General features: G+C 55.5%; 14 protein-coding genes. 1 reads left to right on the top strand and 13 read right to left on the bottom strand.

All coding sequences use genetic code 11. From position 1 onward, the window contains the following. The first annotated feature begins 124 nt into the window (after nucleotides 1–124). Nucleotides 125–1,072 (top strand): cyclase family protein, encoded by a 948-nt coding sequence (locus M9H61_RS10830; RefSeq protein WP_082817770.1) that lies wholly within the window; start codon nucleotides 125–127, stop codon nucleotides 1,070–1,072. Nucleotides 1,073–1,175: 103 nt separating this feature from the next. Here the strand turns inward: M9H61_RS10830 and M9H61_RS10825 are convergent, their stop codons facing one another. The 13 genes from M9H61_RS10825 to M9H61_RS10765 all read right to left on the bottom strand — a co-directional run bounded on the left by M9H61_RS10825 (nucleotide 1,176) and on the right by M9H61_RS10765 (nucleotide 16,674). Beyond that, nucleotides 1,176–2,330, bottom strand: coding sequence for an iron-containing alcohol dehydrogenase (locus tag M9H61_RS10825; RefSeq protein WP_250280414.1), 1,155 nt, complete (start codon nucleotides 2,328–2,330; stop codon nucleotides 1,176–1,178). Nucleotides 2,331–2,351: 21 nt separating this feature from the next. Then, nucleotides 2,352–3,827: an NAD-dependent succinate-semialdehyde dehydrogenase gene (locus tag M9H61_RS10820; protein WP_250280413.1), complete on the bottom strand. Its 1,476-nt coding sequence runs from the start codon at nucleotides 3,825–3,827 to the stop codon at nucleotides 2,352–2,354. A gap of 18 nt (nucleotides 3,828–3,845) precedes the next feature. After that, nucleotides 3,846–5,000 carry an iron-containing alcohol dehydrogenase gene (locus M9H61_RS10815; protein ID WP_250280412.1) on the bottom strand — a complete coding sequence of 385 codons (1,155 nt, stop codon included), beginning with the start codon at nucleotides 4,998–5,000 and terminating at the stop codon, nucleotides 3,846–3,848. A 48-nt stretch (nucleotides 5,001–5,048) separates the two neighbouring features. Next, on the bottom strand, nucleotides 5,049–5,711 hold the full coding sequence (locus M9H61_RS10810) for an ABC transporter ATP-binding protein (protein WP_068518370.1): 663 nt from the start codon (nucleotides 5,709–5,711) through the stop codon (nucleotides 5,049–5,051). Then, nucleotides 5,708–6,484, bottom strand: a complete 777-nt coding sequence (locus M9H61_RS10805; RefSeq protein ID WP_114113099.1) for an ABC transporter ATP-binding protein — start codon at nucleotides 6,482–6,484, stop codon at nucleotides 5,708–5,710. Before M9H61_RS10805 ends, M9H61_RS10810 begins: the two co-directional genes overlap by 4 nt. Beyond that, nucleotides 6,481–7,428, bottom strand: coding sequence for a branched-chain amino acid ABC transporter permease (locus M9H61_RS10800; RefSeq protein WP_250280411.1), 948 nt, complete (start codon nucleotides 7,426–7,428; stop codon nucleotides 6,481–6,483). Before M9H61_RS10800 ends, M9H61_RS10805 begins: the two co-directional genes overlap by 4 nt. Before the next feature lies 1 nt (nucleotide 7,429). Further along, nucleotides 7,430–8,329 (bottom strand): branched-chain amino acid ABC transporter permease, encoded by a 900-nt coding sequence (locus tag M9H61_RS10795; RefSeq protein ID WP_068518373.1) that lies wholly within the window; start codon nucleotides 8,327–8,329, stop codon nucleotides 7,430–7,432. Nucleotides 8,330–8,423: 94 nt separating this feature from the next. Beyond that, complete coding sequence (locus M9H61_RS10790) at nucleotides 8,424–9,737, bottom strand: ABC transporter substrate-binding protein (protein WP_068518374.1); 1,314 nt, start codon at nucleotides 9,735–9,737, stop codon at nucleotides 8,424–8,426. A gap of 21 nt (nucleotides 9,738–9,758) precedes the next feature. Continuing rightward, entirely contained in the window at nucleotides 9,759–11,096 is a 1,338-nt protein-coding gene (locus M9H61_RS10785) for an ABC transporter substrate-binding protein (RefSeq protein ID WP_250280410.1), read from the bottom strand. A gap of 244 nt (nucleotides 11,097–11,340) precedes the next feature. Next, nucleotides 11,341–12,711 (bottom strand): sigma-54 dependent transcriptional regulator, encoded by a 1,371-nt coding sequence (locus M9H61_RS10780; protein ID WP_250280409.1) that lies wholly within the window; start codon nucleotides 12,709–12,711, stop codon nucleotides 11,341–11,343. Then, a complete protein-coding gene (locus M9H61_RS10775; protein WP_250280408.1) occupies nucleotides 12,680–14,185 on the bottom strand; it encodes a PAS domain-containing sensor histidine kinase in 1,506 nt (501 codons plus the stop codon). Before M9H61_RS10775 ends, M9H61_RS10780 begins: the two co-directional genes overlap by 32 nt. 420 nt (nucleotides 14,186–14,605) lie before the next feature. Continuing rightward, on the bottom strand, nucleotides 14,606–16,153 hold the full coding sequence (locus M9H61_RS10770; RefSeq protein ID WP_250280407.1) for a TRAP transporter large permease subunit: 1,548 nt from the start codon (nucleotides 16,151–16,153) through the stop codon (nucleotides 14,606–14,608). Beyond that, on the bottom strand, nucleotides 16,153–16,674 hold the full coding sequence (locus M9H61_RS10765; RefSeq protein WP_101247174.1) for a TRAP transporter small permease subunit: 522 nt from the start codon (nucleotides 16,672–16,674) through the stop codon (nucleotides 16,153–16,155). Before M9H61_RS10765 ends, M9H61_RS10770 begins: the two co-directional genes overlap by 1 nt. Nucleotides 16,675–16,740 lie beyond the last annotated feature (66 nt).

Below are 16,740 nucleotides of genomic sequence, written 5' to 3'. Positions count from 1 at the left end.
CATTTTACACTCTGGGTGGATCGGATTCCGCTCCAGTCTCTTCATTTTGTCTAGGTTTTTCACCACTTTTGATTGGCATTATAATTGCTGTTCTCTGAATCCTTATCAACTTAGGGAGGAAGAAATGCAAAAAGCAAAAATGCTTGTCTCTGCATCCATGATGCTTGGTCTTATCGGCGCAATCGGTACCGCTTCGGCTGATGACCGGTTCACATCACCGTTTGGACCTGATGATCAAATCGGGGCTGCGAACTATCTGACTTCGGAAATAACACTTGCAGCCAGCAAGCTGATTTCCGAAGGCAAGGTCTATTCACTGGGGATGGAAGTCTCACGTGATACGCCGGCCTTTGCACCACGTGGTGTCGCTGTGACGGTTTTCTCGCCCGGACAAAGCGGTAACAAAACAATCGGCAGCAATGCGGGAACCTATAACGATGACATGTTCACCGGCTGGCTCGGTGTCGGGACACAGATTGATGGTCTGGGTCATCTGGGTGATCATCATACCTATTATAATAATAACCACGCCGAAGACATGGTTGCAGCCACCGGCCTGACCAAGCTTGGCATTGAAAACGTGCCGCCAATGGCAACGCGTGGAGTCTTGCTGGACGTTGCTGCGATCAAGGGGACTGATCGTCTTGAAGGCGGCTATGTCATCACCCTTGAGGACATCATGGCGGCTCAAAAAGCGGCCGGTACCGAAATTCGCAAGGGAGATGTGGTTCTGATCCATACCGGATGGCTTGATTTGGTCGGGAAGGACAATGAGCTTTACGGAACGACCGAACCGGGCCTTGGTCTGGAAGCAGCGGAATGGTTGGCAAATCAGGGTGTTGTCGCCGTTGGTGCCGATACATGGGGGCTTGAAGCTGTTCCCCATGAAGATCCCAGTGCTTTCTTCCCGGTCCATGTGAAGCTTCTGGCAGAAAACGGTGTCTATATTCTTGAAAATATCGTCACGAGGGACCTGGCCGCAGACCGGGCACACGAGTTCCTGTTCGTTCTCGGGCAGGCCAAGCTCAAGGGCGCTGTACAGATGATCATCAACCCGGTTGCCATTCGCTAAGCCGGTCTGATCATTTTGATAACTTTAGAACCGGCGGCCAAGCGACCAAACAGGCCGCCGGTTCTTGTGCCACGATACAAACCGAAGTTTGCAGACGGGCAAATTAATAAACGCTGCGATAAATCGCCTCGATCTCCTTGGCGGTCATGTCGCGCGGATTGCTGTCGATCAGGCGATGGATTTTTGTAAAGACCTCCTCGGCCATTTCCGGCAGGGACTCTTCGGTGACGCCAAGATCGCGCAGGCGGATTTCAAGGCCGCTGGCCGGGACCATTTCTTCAATCCGTTTGACGAACGCCTCGGCGGCGGCGTCTTCGCTGTCGAAATCGACCCCTTCGATCAGGCACGGGGCGAGTTCGGCATACAGCTTTTTCGCGGCTGGCAGGTTAAAGCGGATCACCTGCGCCATGACTAGCGCATTGGCATGACCATGCGGGATGTGAAAACGCGCACCCAGCGGATAGGCCAAGCCATGAATGGCGGCAACCGATGCATTGGCAAACGCCATCCCGGCAATCAGCGATCCCTGCAACATGGCAGCGCGTGCTTCCTTGTCACCCGGATTTTCAATCACCTTCATCAGGTTCTTGCCAAGCAGCGAAAGGGCGGTGACCGCCATGCCATCGGCAATCGGGTTTTTACGTGTGCGGCTGGTATAGCCTTCGATCGCATGGACCATGGCATCAAGGCCGGTGGCCGCTGTGACCTTTTGCGGCAGGCCATAGGTCAGTTCCGCATCAAGAAGGGCGATATCGGGCATCAGTTGCGGGGTGTAGACAACCTGTTTGAGGTGGTCGTTATCGGTAATCACCGACACCCATGTAACTTCCGATCCGGTCCCGGCGGTGGTCGGGATCTGGATCAACGGCAGGCGATCACCGGTTGCCTTGTCCACCCCATAGATCTCTTCGATCGTTTGATCGCTGTTGGCGAGCAATGCAACCAGCTTCGCACTATCAAGCGAGCTGCCGCCGCCAAGACCGATTACGCCATCCGCCTTCCAGTCACGTGCCCCCGCAATGGCGGCTTCGACGATTTTCTGGGGCGGGTCGGCTTCGACGTCAGAAAAGACCTGAACCGCGATACCGACGGCCTCAAGCGCATCTTGCGCCTTTTGCGCAAAGCCCAGTTTGACGATGCCGGGATCGCAGACAATGGTGACACGGCTGGCGCCGAGTTCCTTCATCAGGCTGCCGGTCCTGGCAATGCCACCAGCTTCGCAGACGATGCGCGGCGCGCTTCGGAACATGAAACTCATGATATGTCTCCTTATCCGGGATCAGTTGGCATTCCAGGCGAGACCGCCGAGGCACATATATTTAATCTCGACGAAATCATCGACGCCGTATTTTGACCCTTCGCGGCCGATGCCGGATTCCTTGACCCCGCCAAACGGTGCTGATTCGGTCGAAATGATGCCTTCGTTGATGCCGACGATGCCGTATTCAAGCGCCTCGCCAACCCGCCAGATGCGGCCGATATCACGGGCATAGAAATAGGCCGCCAGACCAAATGGCGTGTCATTGGCCATCCGAATGGCGTCTTCTTCACTGCTGAATTTGAACAGCGGTGCAACCGGACCAAAGATTTCCTCGGAGAAAATCCGCATATCCGACGTAACCCCGGTCAGAATGGTCGGGGTAAAGAAGTTGCTGTCGGGCTTGGCCCGATCACCACCCAGAACAGCCCTTGCCCCACGAGAAACCGCGTCTTCGACCAGTGCTTCGACCTTTTCGATTGCCTTGGCATTGATCAGCGGACCTTGGGTAACTCCTTCTTCGGTGCCCAAACCGACACGCAGTTTACCAACGGCCTCGGCCAGTTTGGCGGCAAAGACGTCATAGACACCTTCCTGAACCAGAATGCGGTTGGCACAGACGCAGGTCTGCCCGGCATTGCGGTATTTCGAGGCAATTGCGCCTGCAACCGCCGCATCCAGATCTGCATCGTCAAAGACAATAAACGGCGCGTTACCGCCAAGCTCCAGGCTGACTTTTTTGACGGTATCAGAACATTGACGCATCAAAAGTTTGCCGACCTGCGTGGAGCCGGTGAAGGACAGTTTGCGCACGATCGGGTTGGCAGTCAGTTCACCACCGATTTCAGCACCATGTGATGCGGTGACGATATTGACTACGCCATCGGGGAACCCGGCGCGTTTGGCCAGTTCGACCAGTGCAAGCGCGGTCAGCGGGGTATCTTCTGCCGGTTTGATGACGACCGTGCAACCCGCGGCAAGGGCCGGGGCGCATTTGCGCGTGATCATGGCCATCGGAAAGTTCCATGGCGTGATCGCGGCAACAACACCGATTGGCTGTTTGACGGTGATGATGCGTTTGTCCGCCCCATGTGACGGGATAACATCGCCATAGATGCGCTTGCCTTCTTCGGCAAACCATTCAAGGAAGGACGCACCATAGGCGACTTCGCCGGATGCCTCTGCCAGGGGTTTGCCCTGTTCGCGGGTCATCAGCAATGCAAGGTCGGCCTGGGCCGCCATGCAGAGATCAAACCATTTGCGCAGCACATTTGTGCGTTCCTTGGCGGTTTTGGCCCGCCACGCCGGAAGGGCGGCATTGGCGGCATCAATCGCACGGCGGGTTTCGGCGGCACCCATATCGGGCACATCGGCAAGATGTTCGCCGGTGGCCGGGTCAACAACCGCAAAGGTCTTGCCGCTGTCGGATGCGACCCATTGGCCGTCGATATGCCCCTGGGTTTGCCAAAGGCCAGTATCATTTAGCTGGATGGTCATGGTGGCTATTCCTTTTCGTTACAGCACGGCGGCATAGATCGCGCGTGCGGCGTCGAACGTCATTTCACGCGGATTGTTGATCAAAAGGCGTTCCACCTTCATCGCATCGGTTGCCAGCATGTCGAGATCGCTTTCCGCCACGCCGACTTCGCGCAAGGTGCGGCTGAACGGCATGCGTTCGACCATGTCGGTCATGAAAGTAATGAAGCGATCACAGGCAGCATCGTCATTTGCGAACTTTTCATCCGGCAGAATGGCGCGGGCGAGTTCGGCGTATTGAGATACGGCCGCATCCCGGTTGAATTTCAAAACTTCGATCAGGACCAGCGCATTACTGTGTCCATGCGGAACATGGAAATGCCCGCCTAGAGGATAGGCAAGGGCATGAACAGCCGCCACCGGGGCATTGGCAAAGGCCATTCCGGCCAGCATGGACCCCTGAAGCATGGCTTCACGCGCTTCGCGTGACGGGGTGGCAGAAACCGCATCATCGATATGGGCGGTCATCAGCTGCATCGCGCGGATGGCAAGTCCGTCCGACAGGGCGTTTTTCTTGTGCTTGGTGGTGTAGGCCTCGATGGCGTGCACCATTGCGTCGATGCCGGTCATGCCCGTGATCGAGGCCGGAAGGCCCATGGTCAGTTTGGCATCAAGCAGTGCAACATCGGGATAAAGCAGGCTGGACACGACACCCTTTTTCTCGTGCGTCGGTGTGGTGACAATCGAAATCGGGGTGACTTCCGAACCGGTGCCAGCCGTGGTCGGCACCTGAATAAGCGGCAGGCGCGGACCCGTCGCCAGACCGATGCCATAGATCTCGTCAAGTTTCTGATCCTTGCCACACAGAAGGGCGACCAGTTTTGCGGTATCAAGCGATGAACCGCCACCCAGGCCGATGACGATATCGGCCTTGAAGTCACGGGCACCTTTGACCGCGGCAAGAATGCTTTCCTCGGGCGGGTCTGCCTGAACATCAGTCCAGAGCAGGGTTTCAATCCCGGCTTCTTTAAGTGCTGCGTAAGGGGCGTCGATCAGACCAACCTTCTGCAAGCCCGGATCGGACAGGAGAACGGCGCGTTTCGCGCCGAACTCCTTGCACAGGGTGCCGAGTTGCAAGGCACCGTCGAACTCGCAAATGACGCGAGGGGTTGTTTCAAACACAAAGTCTGACATGGGGAACCTCGTCTTTTGACTTGTTTGTTGTGGTGGCTGTCATTGGGATCAGGCGGTTTCCTGTTCAGCCTTGGAAACGGTGCCACGTTCGATGCGATAACTGCCCGCCACCAAATCGGCAGAGTGGGTGTCATCGGACTCAGAAATCAGGACACAAAGGCCACTGCTGCCGAGATCGGAAATGACTTCCGACAAACGGCGTGACAGCACCGGTGCGACCCCTTCGAACGGTTCATCAAGCAACAGAAGATTACGACCGGGCATCAATGCACGCCCGAGCGAGACCAGTTTCTGCTGACCACCGGAAAGTTGAAGCGCACGGCGATCCCGGAACTGGGCGATTTCGGGCAGCAGGTCATAGACCCATTTCAACCGTTCCGCAGCGTCTGCAATACCGTTGGTCCAGGCCGGAAGAAGAATGTTTTCCTCGACCGTCAGTGACGGGATCAGACGGCGATCTTCGGGCATATAGCTGATGCCGGTTTTGGCACGGGCGAAATCAGGCTGCTTGCGCAGGTCCTGACCATCAAAGGTGATGGTGCCCTGATCTGCATCCAGAAGGCCCATGATGGCGCGCATCAGGGTGGTCTTGCCCGCCCCGTTATGGCCGATCAGGCCAAACATCTTGCCGGACGGTACTGAAAGCGAGACATCACGCAGGATCGGAATATTGCCGATCGAAACATCGAGATTGCGAATTTCCAGGGTCATGATGCGCCATTCCCTTGTTTGATGGTGGGACGATGGCCGGTCACAAGATCGCGGACCTGCTGATCGGCGAGAACTGCCGCAGGTTCGCCATCGGCAATGATTTCGCCGCTATAGAACGCCAGAACGCGCGAGACATAGCGTTCGACCACATCCATGTCATGTTCGACAAACAGAACGGTAACGCCATGCTGACGCACGGCGTTCATGACCGTATCCATCAGGCCGGTTTTTTCATCCATGCTGACGCCGCTGGTTGGCTCATCAAGCAACAGCATCTGTGGATTGCCGATCAATGCCATAGCGATATCAACCAGTTTACGCGCCCCCTGCGGGACGGCGGTCACCATTGAATCGCGATAGTTTGCGACACCGAATTCCTTGAGGATTTCCTCAGCCCTTGCGATGCGTGCATCGCTGCGAAGGGGGCTCAGGAAACTCGGTCGGGCGCTTTCGGCCGCAGCCAGCGCAACAATCAGATTGTCGAGCACGGTCATTTCGGGGAACAGCTGAGCGACCTGGAAAGAACGTGCCATTCCAGCACGTGTGATGGCACGCGGAGAATGCCCCATGATCGACTTGCCATTAAACAGGATCTCGCCCCGGGTCGGCTTGAGATAACCCGTCACCATGTTGATGAAGGTCGTCTTGCCGGCTCCGTTGGAGCCGATCACACCAACGACTTCACCCTTGTTGATCTGAACGTTCAAATCCTTTGCGGCGATGACCGCGCCGAATTCCTTGTTCAGCGAACGTGTTTCAAGAATGCAGGTCATGCCCGTTCTCCTGTTTTTTCACGGCTGACCAGGCTCCACAGCCCTTTGGGCAGGAAGATAATGACCGCAAGCAGCGTGAAACCGAGGATCATCTGCCAGGTATGAGGTACGAATTCGATGGCGTATGTCCGCACGAACGAGAAGACGATGGCGGCAATAAATGGTGCAGCCACGTGGCCCAAACCACCCAAAAGCGCGATGAAGACAAATTCGCCCGACGTGGTCCAATAGGCCATCTCCGGATCAACGTGGCCGGTCGCCAGGGCCGTCAGACCGCCACCAAGGGCCGATACCGCCGCCGCAGCAACATAGTTGCCATAAAGCAACCAGCGCGGTGACAGACCGAGATATTCAACACGGACTTCATTTTCGCGAACAGCTTCGCAAATGACGCCAATGCCTGCCTTGGTGTAACGATGGATCAGAACTGCAACGATCAGACCGGCAATGACAGTCATGGTAAAGACGGTGTGCTGGCTGCCAGCACCGGCTTCGGGAGCCCAGCCGAACAGGGTCCAGTCATGAACGTTAAAGCCGTCCGTACTTCCCAGTTCCTGGCTTTTGACAAGGATGCCAAACAGGATCATCGAAAATGCCAGCGACAGCATGGCAAAAAAGATTTCGCGATAGCGCGTTAGTAACAGACCCAACAGCATTGCGATGATAATCGCGACAAACATGCCAAGTGACAGGGCGGCAATCGCATCATGAATGCCAAAGAACTGGCCGCCCATGCCGACAGTATAGCCGCCGATGCAATAGAAAAGCCCCTGGCCGAAGGATACAAGGCCGGAACGCATCTGCATGACGACACCCTGCACGACAAGTGCCTTGGCCAGTGCGATGGTCAAAAGGAAGATCAGCCAACCCGGCGAAACGAAGCCGAACAGAACGCAGCCAAGTGCGATCAGCCCGAGCGAGATTTCAGTTTTATCAAGACGCATGTCAGATTTTCCTCGCCAAAGTACGGCCAAACAGGCCTTCGGGACGGAACGCCAGAACCAGCGACATCACGCCATAAATGACGAACAGTTCGAATTCAGGAGCGTAGTGAACAGCGGCCGCACGACTCAGTCCGACCAGAAGGGCGCCGACTGCAGCACCACCAATGCTGCCAAGGCCGCCAATCACCACCACAGCAAAGGCCAGAACAATCACTTCAATACCTATGCCCGGTACTACCGAGATCGCAGGTGCGGTCAATGCACCGGCAAGTGCGCCCAGCGTGGTGCCCAGAACAAAGGTGATGGTGAACATCAGCTTCACGTTTACGCCCATGGCAACCGCGATTTCGCGGTCATGGATCACCGCACGCAGGACTTTGCCCTGGTTGGTGCGTTCAAGCCATGCCCACAGGCCAAGCCCAAGAAGTGCGGATACTCCGACCAGGGCGACGTCGTAATTTGAAACCTTAAGCAAACCGAGCGAAGTGCGCCCAAGTTCGGAATAAGGCTGGTATGCGAAATACGGGCTGACACCCCAGACGATTTTCATACCGTCTTCAAGGATCAGAAGAAGGGCATAGGTAATGATCACCATCAGGATTTCGTCGCGGCCATACATGAGGCGCAGCAATCCGCGTTCGATAATCACACCGACAATCAGGCCGGCAACCAGCGCGGCACCAACAAGCATCAAATAACTGACCCATGCCGGGCCGATGCCGTTGTTGAAATACCAGCCAACCAGTGACGCTGCTGAATAGGCGCCGATGGCATAAAAGCTGCCATGCGCCATGTTCAGGATGCGCATCACCCCGTAAATCACGGTCAGGCCGGCAGCCACAAGAAACAGCCACGATGCATAGATCGAGCCATCAATCAGGACGGCAAGAAGACTTGTCATCACAAATATCCAGTGTGCAGGGAAAGGGGCGGACATCCCAAGGGAAAAGGGATGCCCGCTGGATCAGGAAGCTCAGTGAAACAGAGCGTGCAGCTTAGTTACACTTCGCGCCCGGGAAGCCGTCTGCGATCCAGTCCGCAGCCGCAACACCTTCGGGCGGAGTTACGCATTCGCCATCAAACGAAACAGCGTTCTTGATTGATGCAACGCCGTCTTCGTAGTGATATTCACCATAGGTAATACCCTGCATGGCCTGATGGCCATTGCCGCGCGCCATCTCAACCGTACCTGAAACCGATTCAAAGGTTGCACCTTTCATCGCAGCAGAAAGTTGCTCTGCTGACGGGATTTCTTTGTCGGCGACACCGGCGTTCTCGGCGGCATATTTCAGACCAAGGATCGCCTGTGCCATCTTGGTTGCCGGATAGACAGGCTCAATGTCATAGGCGTTTTGATAGACACCCTTGAACCAGGTGTTCAGTTCGTTATCCGGGGCAAACTGGCCGAACGGGCCACGAGCACCGATGATCATGCCGTTCGGGGCCTGATCTTTGTAGGTGGCAAACGATGCTTCTCCGCAAGTCAGAAGACCGGTTGCATCTTCAAGCAGGCCACGGGCATTTGCCTGAAGAACCAGTGCTTCCATGTCGCCACCCCAGAAGGAGCTGTGAACGATTTCCGGGCGCTTCACGGACAGGGCAGAGATTTCAGCGCCGTACTGGCCCTGATAGATTTTCGGGAACTGTTCTTCGACGATTTCGGCTTCGGGCAGGAGCGCAGATGCGGCCGCGGTGAAGTCAGCCCAGCTGTCCTGACCCCACGAATAGTTCTGCTGGATGCCGGCAAGACGGGTAACGTCCGGGCGGGTCGCGGCCAGATAACGAACTGCGCCGATATTATCGACCGATGCGTCAAGACCGGTCCGGAACATGTATTGTGCATCCGGGTTATCGGCAAACAGACGGGGAGTACCGCAATCATATGCGATGGTGAAGGTTTTCAGTTCTTCGGCAACTGGTGCGATTGCCAGGCAGTCGCCCGACGAAACATAGCCAATGACAGCATCGACTTTTTGCCGCTGAACAAGGTTGCGGTATTCTTCAACCTGCTTGGTCGCACCGCCAGCCTCGTCGATGATGACGGCTTCGATTTCGGCGCCATTGATACCGATCTTGTCGTAAGGTGCAGGCAGGTTGCCCTTGTTCAGTTCTTCAACAAGAACCTTGGCGGCATTAGCCGACGGAACGCCGAACGGGCCAGCTGCCGGACCGGACAGGAAGGTCACGATCCCGACGCGGAATTTGCCGTTTTCAGCGGCCGATGCAGAACCGGCTGCGCCTGCTGCAAGGGCAAGCGCTGCGACGCCCGATACAAGATGTTTGCTGAATTTTGATTTATTGTTCTTCACTATTTCCTCCCTTGGGAAAGGTCATGGAGTTGGCGGTGGAACTGCCTCCGACCCGCCTGCCACGGCATCGCGGCGACGTTTGACCATCTCTTTGGATGGCTTGAGGTCTTCGGCATCGTAGATCGCCCAATTCCCGACCATCAGTTTCGATGGCGGAAAGTCTTCGTTGTGGACGACCGTGCCCACGGCTTGCGCCTGGACAATCTGGTGAGTTTCGGGGTCGATGTAGGATGCAAATCCCGGCGGATCTTCGGGCAGGGCCAACTGCAATCCTTCAAGGGCGGTAATCAGCGCGCGGTCATCGTCAACACCACCAGCCTTTTCGATGGCACGTGCAATGGCAATGATCCCGGTATAGGCGCCTTCGGCCGCATAAGTCGGATAACGCCCGGTCATGTCGTGAAACTGTTTTACGAACCGCTTGTTCCGGCCCGTTTCGGGCCAGTTATTGTGATGGCGAGCCGAAAGGATCAATCCCGGATAGGGCTGATCACCAAGGGCCATCATCACATCGTAATTGGCGCCTGTGTCGAAATTGGCCAGACGGGTGGTTTCAAAGAACCGGGTTGAGGCTGCCTGTTTGATAAAGGCGATGAAATCCCCGCCCCAAAGGGCGGTTACGACCACGTCGGCTTTTGCTGATTGCAGGGCATTGATGTAGATCGAATAGTCCGGCTCATAGAGCTTTGGCCACAGGTCGCCGACGGTTTCATATTCGACACCCAATTCATCAAGGGCAAGTTGCAGGTCCGTCCAGGAAACATGGCCGTAATCATAATCCGGTCCGACAAAGGCAAGACGTTTCCACCCGGTTTCCTTTTGCAGATCACGTAAATAACGGGCACCGGCTGCCATCGATGTCCAGCTGTCATTGGTGACGCGGAAGTAATAATCGTGGCCTGCCTCGATGCTTAGCCGTGATGATGCATGATCGGTCCCGACCATGATGATTTTTTCAGTCCGGGCCAGGTCGCTTACGGCGTGGGCAACACCAGATGACACTATGCCGCAGAAGAATTTGGCATTGTCATTGGTGATAAAATCCTGCGCCAGACGAACCGCGTAGGATGCCTTTGATCGCGGATCATCTGCGATGACGCGAAGATTGGGTACATCAAGGCCGGATTTGGCTTCGGCTTCAAGGTCCTGAAGTGCGATTTTGATTCCGGAAATACTGTCGCGGCCATATGTGGCCGACCGTCCGGTCATTGGGTACAAACAGCCGATTACAGCATCTGCGTTCTGTGCAGATGCGCCCAGCTCAAAACGTTCTGCCTGCGCGGTGTTGGCCGCAAACAGTACTAACGTGGCAACAATAATGGTGATGCACCCGGAAACCGGGTGTTTGAGCATCTCCATGACTTTCCTCCCTGCGAATGGTTGTTCCATTCGCGTTTGTACCTTTGTCTCGCTATTCCGCAAAGGCTGTGCCAGTTGCGAAATTTCGGCGCAAAGTCAGGAAAGCCGCGCGATTGACCGTTTTGGGCCAAAATCATGGAGCGGTCTTGAGCGCGAATTTGAGCGTTAGGCGCTCAAACAGTAAAACACCCTTGAGCGGAAACCGCTCAAGGGTGCGTCGAAAATGCTTCGGGTTGGGGATAAGTTATTGCAGGCCCAGCCTTTGTAGTCGGCGTTTCAGGGCATGACGTGAAATACCAAGTATTTCTGCCGCACGGCCTTTGTGACCGTCGGCCTGATCAAGCGCATCTTGGACCAGATGACGCTCGGTGTTGTCCATGCGGTCCTGCAATCGCGCATTACCATCCGAAACTCCGGCATGCAGATCATCCGGGTTATCATCCGTAGCGTGGAATTCGGCCGGCAACAGGTCCGGCGAAATCTGTTTGGACGGATAAAGAATGGTCAATCGCTCAATCAGGTTTTTGAGCTCTCGAACATTGCCACGCCAGCGATGATGGCGTAACAGTTCAAGGGTCGCATGGTCAAAGTGGATCGGATGGCACCCTTCGGCTTTGGCCTGATGATCTGCGAAATGATCGACCAAACTGATAATGTCCTCGCCGCGGTGGCGTAGGGCGGGAATATCAATGGTGATGACGTTCAGTCGGTAAAACAGGTCTTCACGGAAATTTCCCTGACGGACTTCTTCCGCAAGGTCGCGGTTGGTCGCGGCAATCACCCGCACATCAGCCGATGCGGAATGCTCGCTTCCTACCGGGCGATAGTCTCCGTTTTCAAGGAAGTGCAGAAACTTCGCCTGTAGGGCCAGGGGCAATTCGCCGATTTCATCGAGAAACAGACTGCCGCCGTCAGCAAGCCGGACAAGGCCGGTACGTTTCTGATGCGCTCCGGTGTAGGATCCCTTTTCCGCACCAAACAATTCGCTTTCAATCAGCTGTTCTGGCAGCGCTGCACAGTTGACTTCGATAAAGGCGTTTGAAGCGCGCGGGCTTTCGCCGTGAATGGCGCGGGCAACCAGCGCCTTGCCAGTCCCGGACTCCCCTTGCAGCAGGATACGGCTGGCACTGCTTTGTGCAACGCGGCCGATTGTCGTGCGCAATTCGCGCATCGGCGCACATTCACCGATCAGTCCGTTGGTCGGGACATTGCGCTTGCGGTGGTAATCAAGCTCAAGTGCAGTGCGGTTTTGATCAAGGGTAGTGTTGATCGTATGGATCAACTCATCGAGTTCAAACGGCTTGCTTAGGTAATCAGCTGCCCCGAGTTTGACGGCTTTCACCGCCGCACGGGTATCGCCATGAGCCGAAATCATGATGACGGGCACGTCGATATCAAGTTTGCGGATGCTATCAAGCACCTCCATTCCATCCGCACCGGGCAGGCGCAGATCAAGCAGGATGATATCGAATTTGTTTGCACGGACTTGCAGAAACGCATCTTCTCCGGAATGGACGCCGGTGACATCCATGCCTTCGGTACGAAGCGCAAAGCTTAGTGATCGGACGAATGATTCTTCATCATCAACGATCAGAATCCTGATCTTGCGAGGCATTTTTCGATGTTTCCTCCTTTGAAGTTTCCGGTTTCGTTGCCGGGAACTTCAATGTGATTGTCGTGCCCTCTTGCGGGGCACTTTCAATATTGATGGTACCGTTATTTGACTCGACCAGTTGTTGGCTGATTGTCAGGCCAAGTCCGGTTCCTTTGCTTTTCATGGTAAAAAATGGCTGCACAACGTCAAGTAAATGCTCTTTGGGGATGCCGGCACCATCGTCGGTGATGCGTATTTCTACCTGGTCCTTGTGGCGTTCTGCTCGCAGGCTAACCGTGCCGTCGGGCTGGCATGCCTGAATGGCGTTGATCCCGATATTAAGCAGGATCTGTAACATCTGATCCGGGTCGACAAAGATCGTCAGACGGGAATCGCCACTGGTATAAAATCGGACATGGGCCTCTTCGGCGACCGGGATCAGTACCCGCGATGATTGGCGGAACAAATCACGTATTTCTGTTACCTGGGGGCATGCTTCCCCCGGTCGGCCATAGGCCAGAAGGTCATTCACCACGCGTGACAGGCGATCAATCTGATGACCCATATCATCCAGAAGCGTCTTGCGCTCTCCATCAGGTTCCTTGCGAACAAGGGCTTGAACAGTGGTTTTCATGGTGGCCAGAGGATTGCGGACTTCATGGGCAACGCCGGTGGCAAACTGGCCCAGAACGGCAAGCTTTTCAGCCCGCACCGTACGATCAATCAGGTCTTTAAGTTGCCAGGCCATGGTGTTGAAGGCCTTGGCGACTGTGCTGATTTCATCGCGCCGGCGACCTTCGGGCAGACGATAATAGAGATCACCCGACGCAATACTATGTGCCCCCTGAACAAGCGTATCGACCCGTCGACGCAGGCTGCGTGACAAGGCAAAAAAGATTGCCAGTATAACCACAATGATTACGGCCGCAGTCACCGCGAGCCAGAAACGCGTTTCGTCAATAGGTTGCAGGATAGTGCCCGGTCTAACACTCATCACAAGGTTCCAGCCCGGAAGGATGCTTGGACCTTCGATCAGCTCGCCATTGACTTCGGTGGGGCGTCCGGTTGCATCAAGAACAATGCCACCCGGCGTGCGCAAAAGCGGATCAATCACGCCCGATACCCCGGCACTTGCCAACAGTTCGGTCAGTGATGCCAGACGGACATGCAGGCCGACAGAGGTGTTCTGCCCCAAACCGGTATCACGGATGTGGGCCCGCATCAAAATCCAGCCGGAATTTCCATTCTCAGGCAATTTGGGACCGATGAATTCAATGCCTTCATGTTCGACCCGCGGAAGGCCGGAAATATCCCAGCCGTTTTTGGACCAGTATGGTGGACCCGATGCAGCTTGCCCGGCGACCAGTCGATCAAGATTATCGTACCAGTCAAAAAACAGGACACCATAAAGGTCGGGAGAATCCGCCTCGACCCGAAGCAGGGTCAGAGCTTCTTCGGCCTGTGGAGAGTTTGGAGCCTCAATGAATGCGGGCATGGCTGGATGGTTTGACAATGTTACCAGCTGATAGATGCGCGTATCGAGAAAAGCGGAGAGCTTGTTTGACGTAGCCGCGACCTGCGCGCTAAGTCTCTCCCCTGTAAGCCGGTCAATCAGTTCGTTGGAAAAACGTTGGTAGAACAGGCTGAGGGCAAGTAGTGCGCATACAACAACGCCTACCGATAACAATGTATATCGGCCCACAAGGCTCAGTCGTTGGTTTCGTGACCAATGAAAACCGGACACAAACGGGCTCCCTTACGCTGAATACTCAACGTTTATATTTTATGATGACAGTTCTGACGTAAATGGTGCATGGCAGCAAGTCAAAGCTAGTTGTGTTTGACTCTAAAGCCGGCCAGCATACGAAAAACGCCCGCGGCGTGCCGGGGCGTTTTTGTTTGGATGTGTGCGTGATCAGAACACGACGCTTGGCAGCCAGCGCGCCAGTGATGGCCACAGCCAGATGACGAAGATTCCAAAAACCTGAAGTGCGATAAATGGCACGACACCCTTGTAAATCTGACCGGTGGTGATTTCCGGCGGGGCGGCACTGCGCAGGTAAAAGAGCGAGAAGCCAAACGGCGGGGTCAGGAATGATGTCTGAAGGTTGATGGCAATCAGGATCGCCAGCCACACCGGATCATGGCCCATCATGATCAAGCCCGGCGCAATCAGCGGCAACAGGATCACCGTGATTTCAACGAAATCAAGGAAGAAACCAAGGATAAAGATCAGTGCCATGCAAAACAGCAATGCTCCTGTCGGTCCACCTGGCATGGCTTCAAGGATTTCGGCCACATGGTCCTCACCCCCCAGTCCGATAAACACCAGCGAGAACATGCTGGCAGTCAGAATGGTGGCAAAGATCATCGATGTTACCGTCATGGTCGATGTCAGGGCCGATTTCAGGATATCTGCCTTCCACGCCTGACGCAGACAGGCAAAGATCGCAGCAATGCCAATGATTGCCAGCACCACATAAGCCCCGCCCAGCATATAATCGACACCGGTAAGGTCACTGCGCTGGAAACGCACCGGGGCAATCCCCGCCATCACGGCAAGAACCAGAAGCGATATCGTCCCGGCAAGCACCAGTGTGCGATTGGCCCCCTGACGGGCGCCGGCCATCAGGATCGCGCCAATTGCGCCCACCGATGCGGCCTCGGTCGGGGTGGCAACCCCGCCAAGGATCGCGCCCAGAACCGCAATGATCAAAAGGATCGGCGGCAAAACAGCGCGGAAAACCTCGCCGATATCGGGGCGGCCATCATCGCTTTGCACGGGCGGCATGTCATCGGGGCGAAACACCCCGCGCAGCAGGATATAAAGGATGTAAATCGCTACCAGCGTCAGTCCTGGCACCAGCGCACCGGCAAAAATCTGACCAACCGAAATGGTTTCGATGGTGAATTTGCCCTGTTCATACTGGGCCTGCTGATAGGCCGATGACATGACGTCAGACAGAATGATCAAAAGCGTCGAAGGCGGGATAATCTGGCCCAGCGTCCCGGCCGTACAGACAAGCCCAGATGCCAGTTTCGGATTGTATCCCGTGCGCAACATGGTCGGAAGTGCGATCATGCCCATGGCAATCACTGTCGCGCCGACAATCCCGGTCGATGCCGCAAGCAACGCGCCAACCAGAACGACCGAAATGCCAAGTCCGCCGCGCAGCTGACCAAACAGACGGCCCATGGTATGAAGCAGATCTTCGGCAATGCGTGACCGTTCAAGGATCACACCCATGACGACAAACAGCGGAATGGCGATCAGAACATCATTGGTCAACGTCCCGAATACCCGCTGCCCGAATGCGCCCATCAGCCCGATATTCATCGCATCGGTAGCCCAGCCGATATAACCGAAAATGATCGCCACACCGGCGATCGAAAACGAAACGGGGAAACCTAAAAGGATGCAGCCCATCAGGGCGGCGAACATCAAAAGATCAAGATATTCCATCAGCTTTGCGCACCCTGATCGTCAACACCATCGCGCAGGGCAATGATCTGCCTGAGCAAACAGGCAACCGACTGAATAATCAAAAGAATACAAAATGCGGGGATCAGGGATTTCAAAAGCCACACGGCCGGAATGCCGCCCACCGAAATCGCCCCTTCCATCATCGAGATCGAATTGATCACGGATGGCCATGTCCAGTATAGCAGCGCCATCATCGACGGAATGGCAAGAATGGTATAGCCGAATGCGTCAATGCGGGCCTTGGTGCGGTTTTCGGCCCCGGCATAGAAAATATCGACCCGCACATGCCCGTCGACCAAAAGCGTGTATCCCGCGCCAAGCATGAAAAGCCCGGCATGCAGGTACAGAACACTTTCATTCAGTGCAATTGAACTGAAACCGAAAACATAGCGCAGCAAAACCACGGCAAATTGCAAAAGAACCATGATCAGCGCAAACCAGCGCACTGTCATCCCGGTCCAGTGATTGATCAGATCAAGCCGATCAGCAAGGCGTTGCATCACATCCCCCCGGATACGAAAAGAACCGGCGCAAGGATCGGTATCCTTGCGCCGGGTATCATGTTT

It is taken from the genome of Thalassospira sp. GO-4 (assembly GCF_023588965.1).
GTDB classification, from domain to species: domain Bacteria; phylum Pseudomonadota; class Alphaproteobacteria; order Rhodospirillales; family Thalassospiraceae; genus Thalassospira; species Thalassospira povalilytica.
Note: the sequence above shows the minus strand (reverse complement) of the source record. Positions and strands in the feature narration are given on the sequence as shown.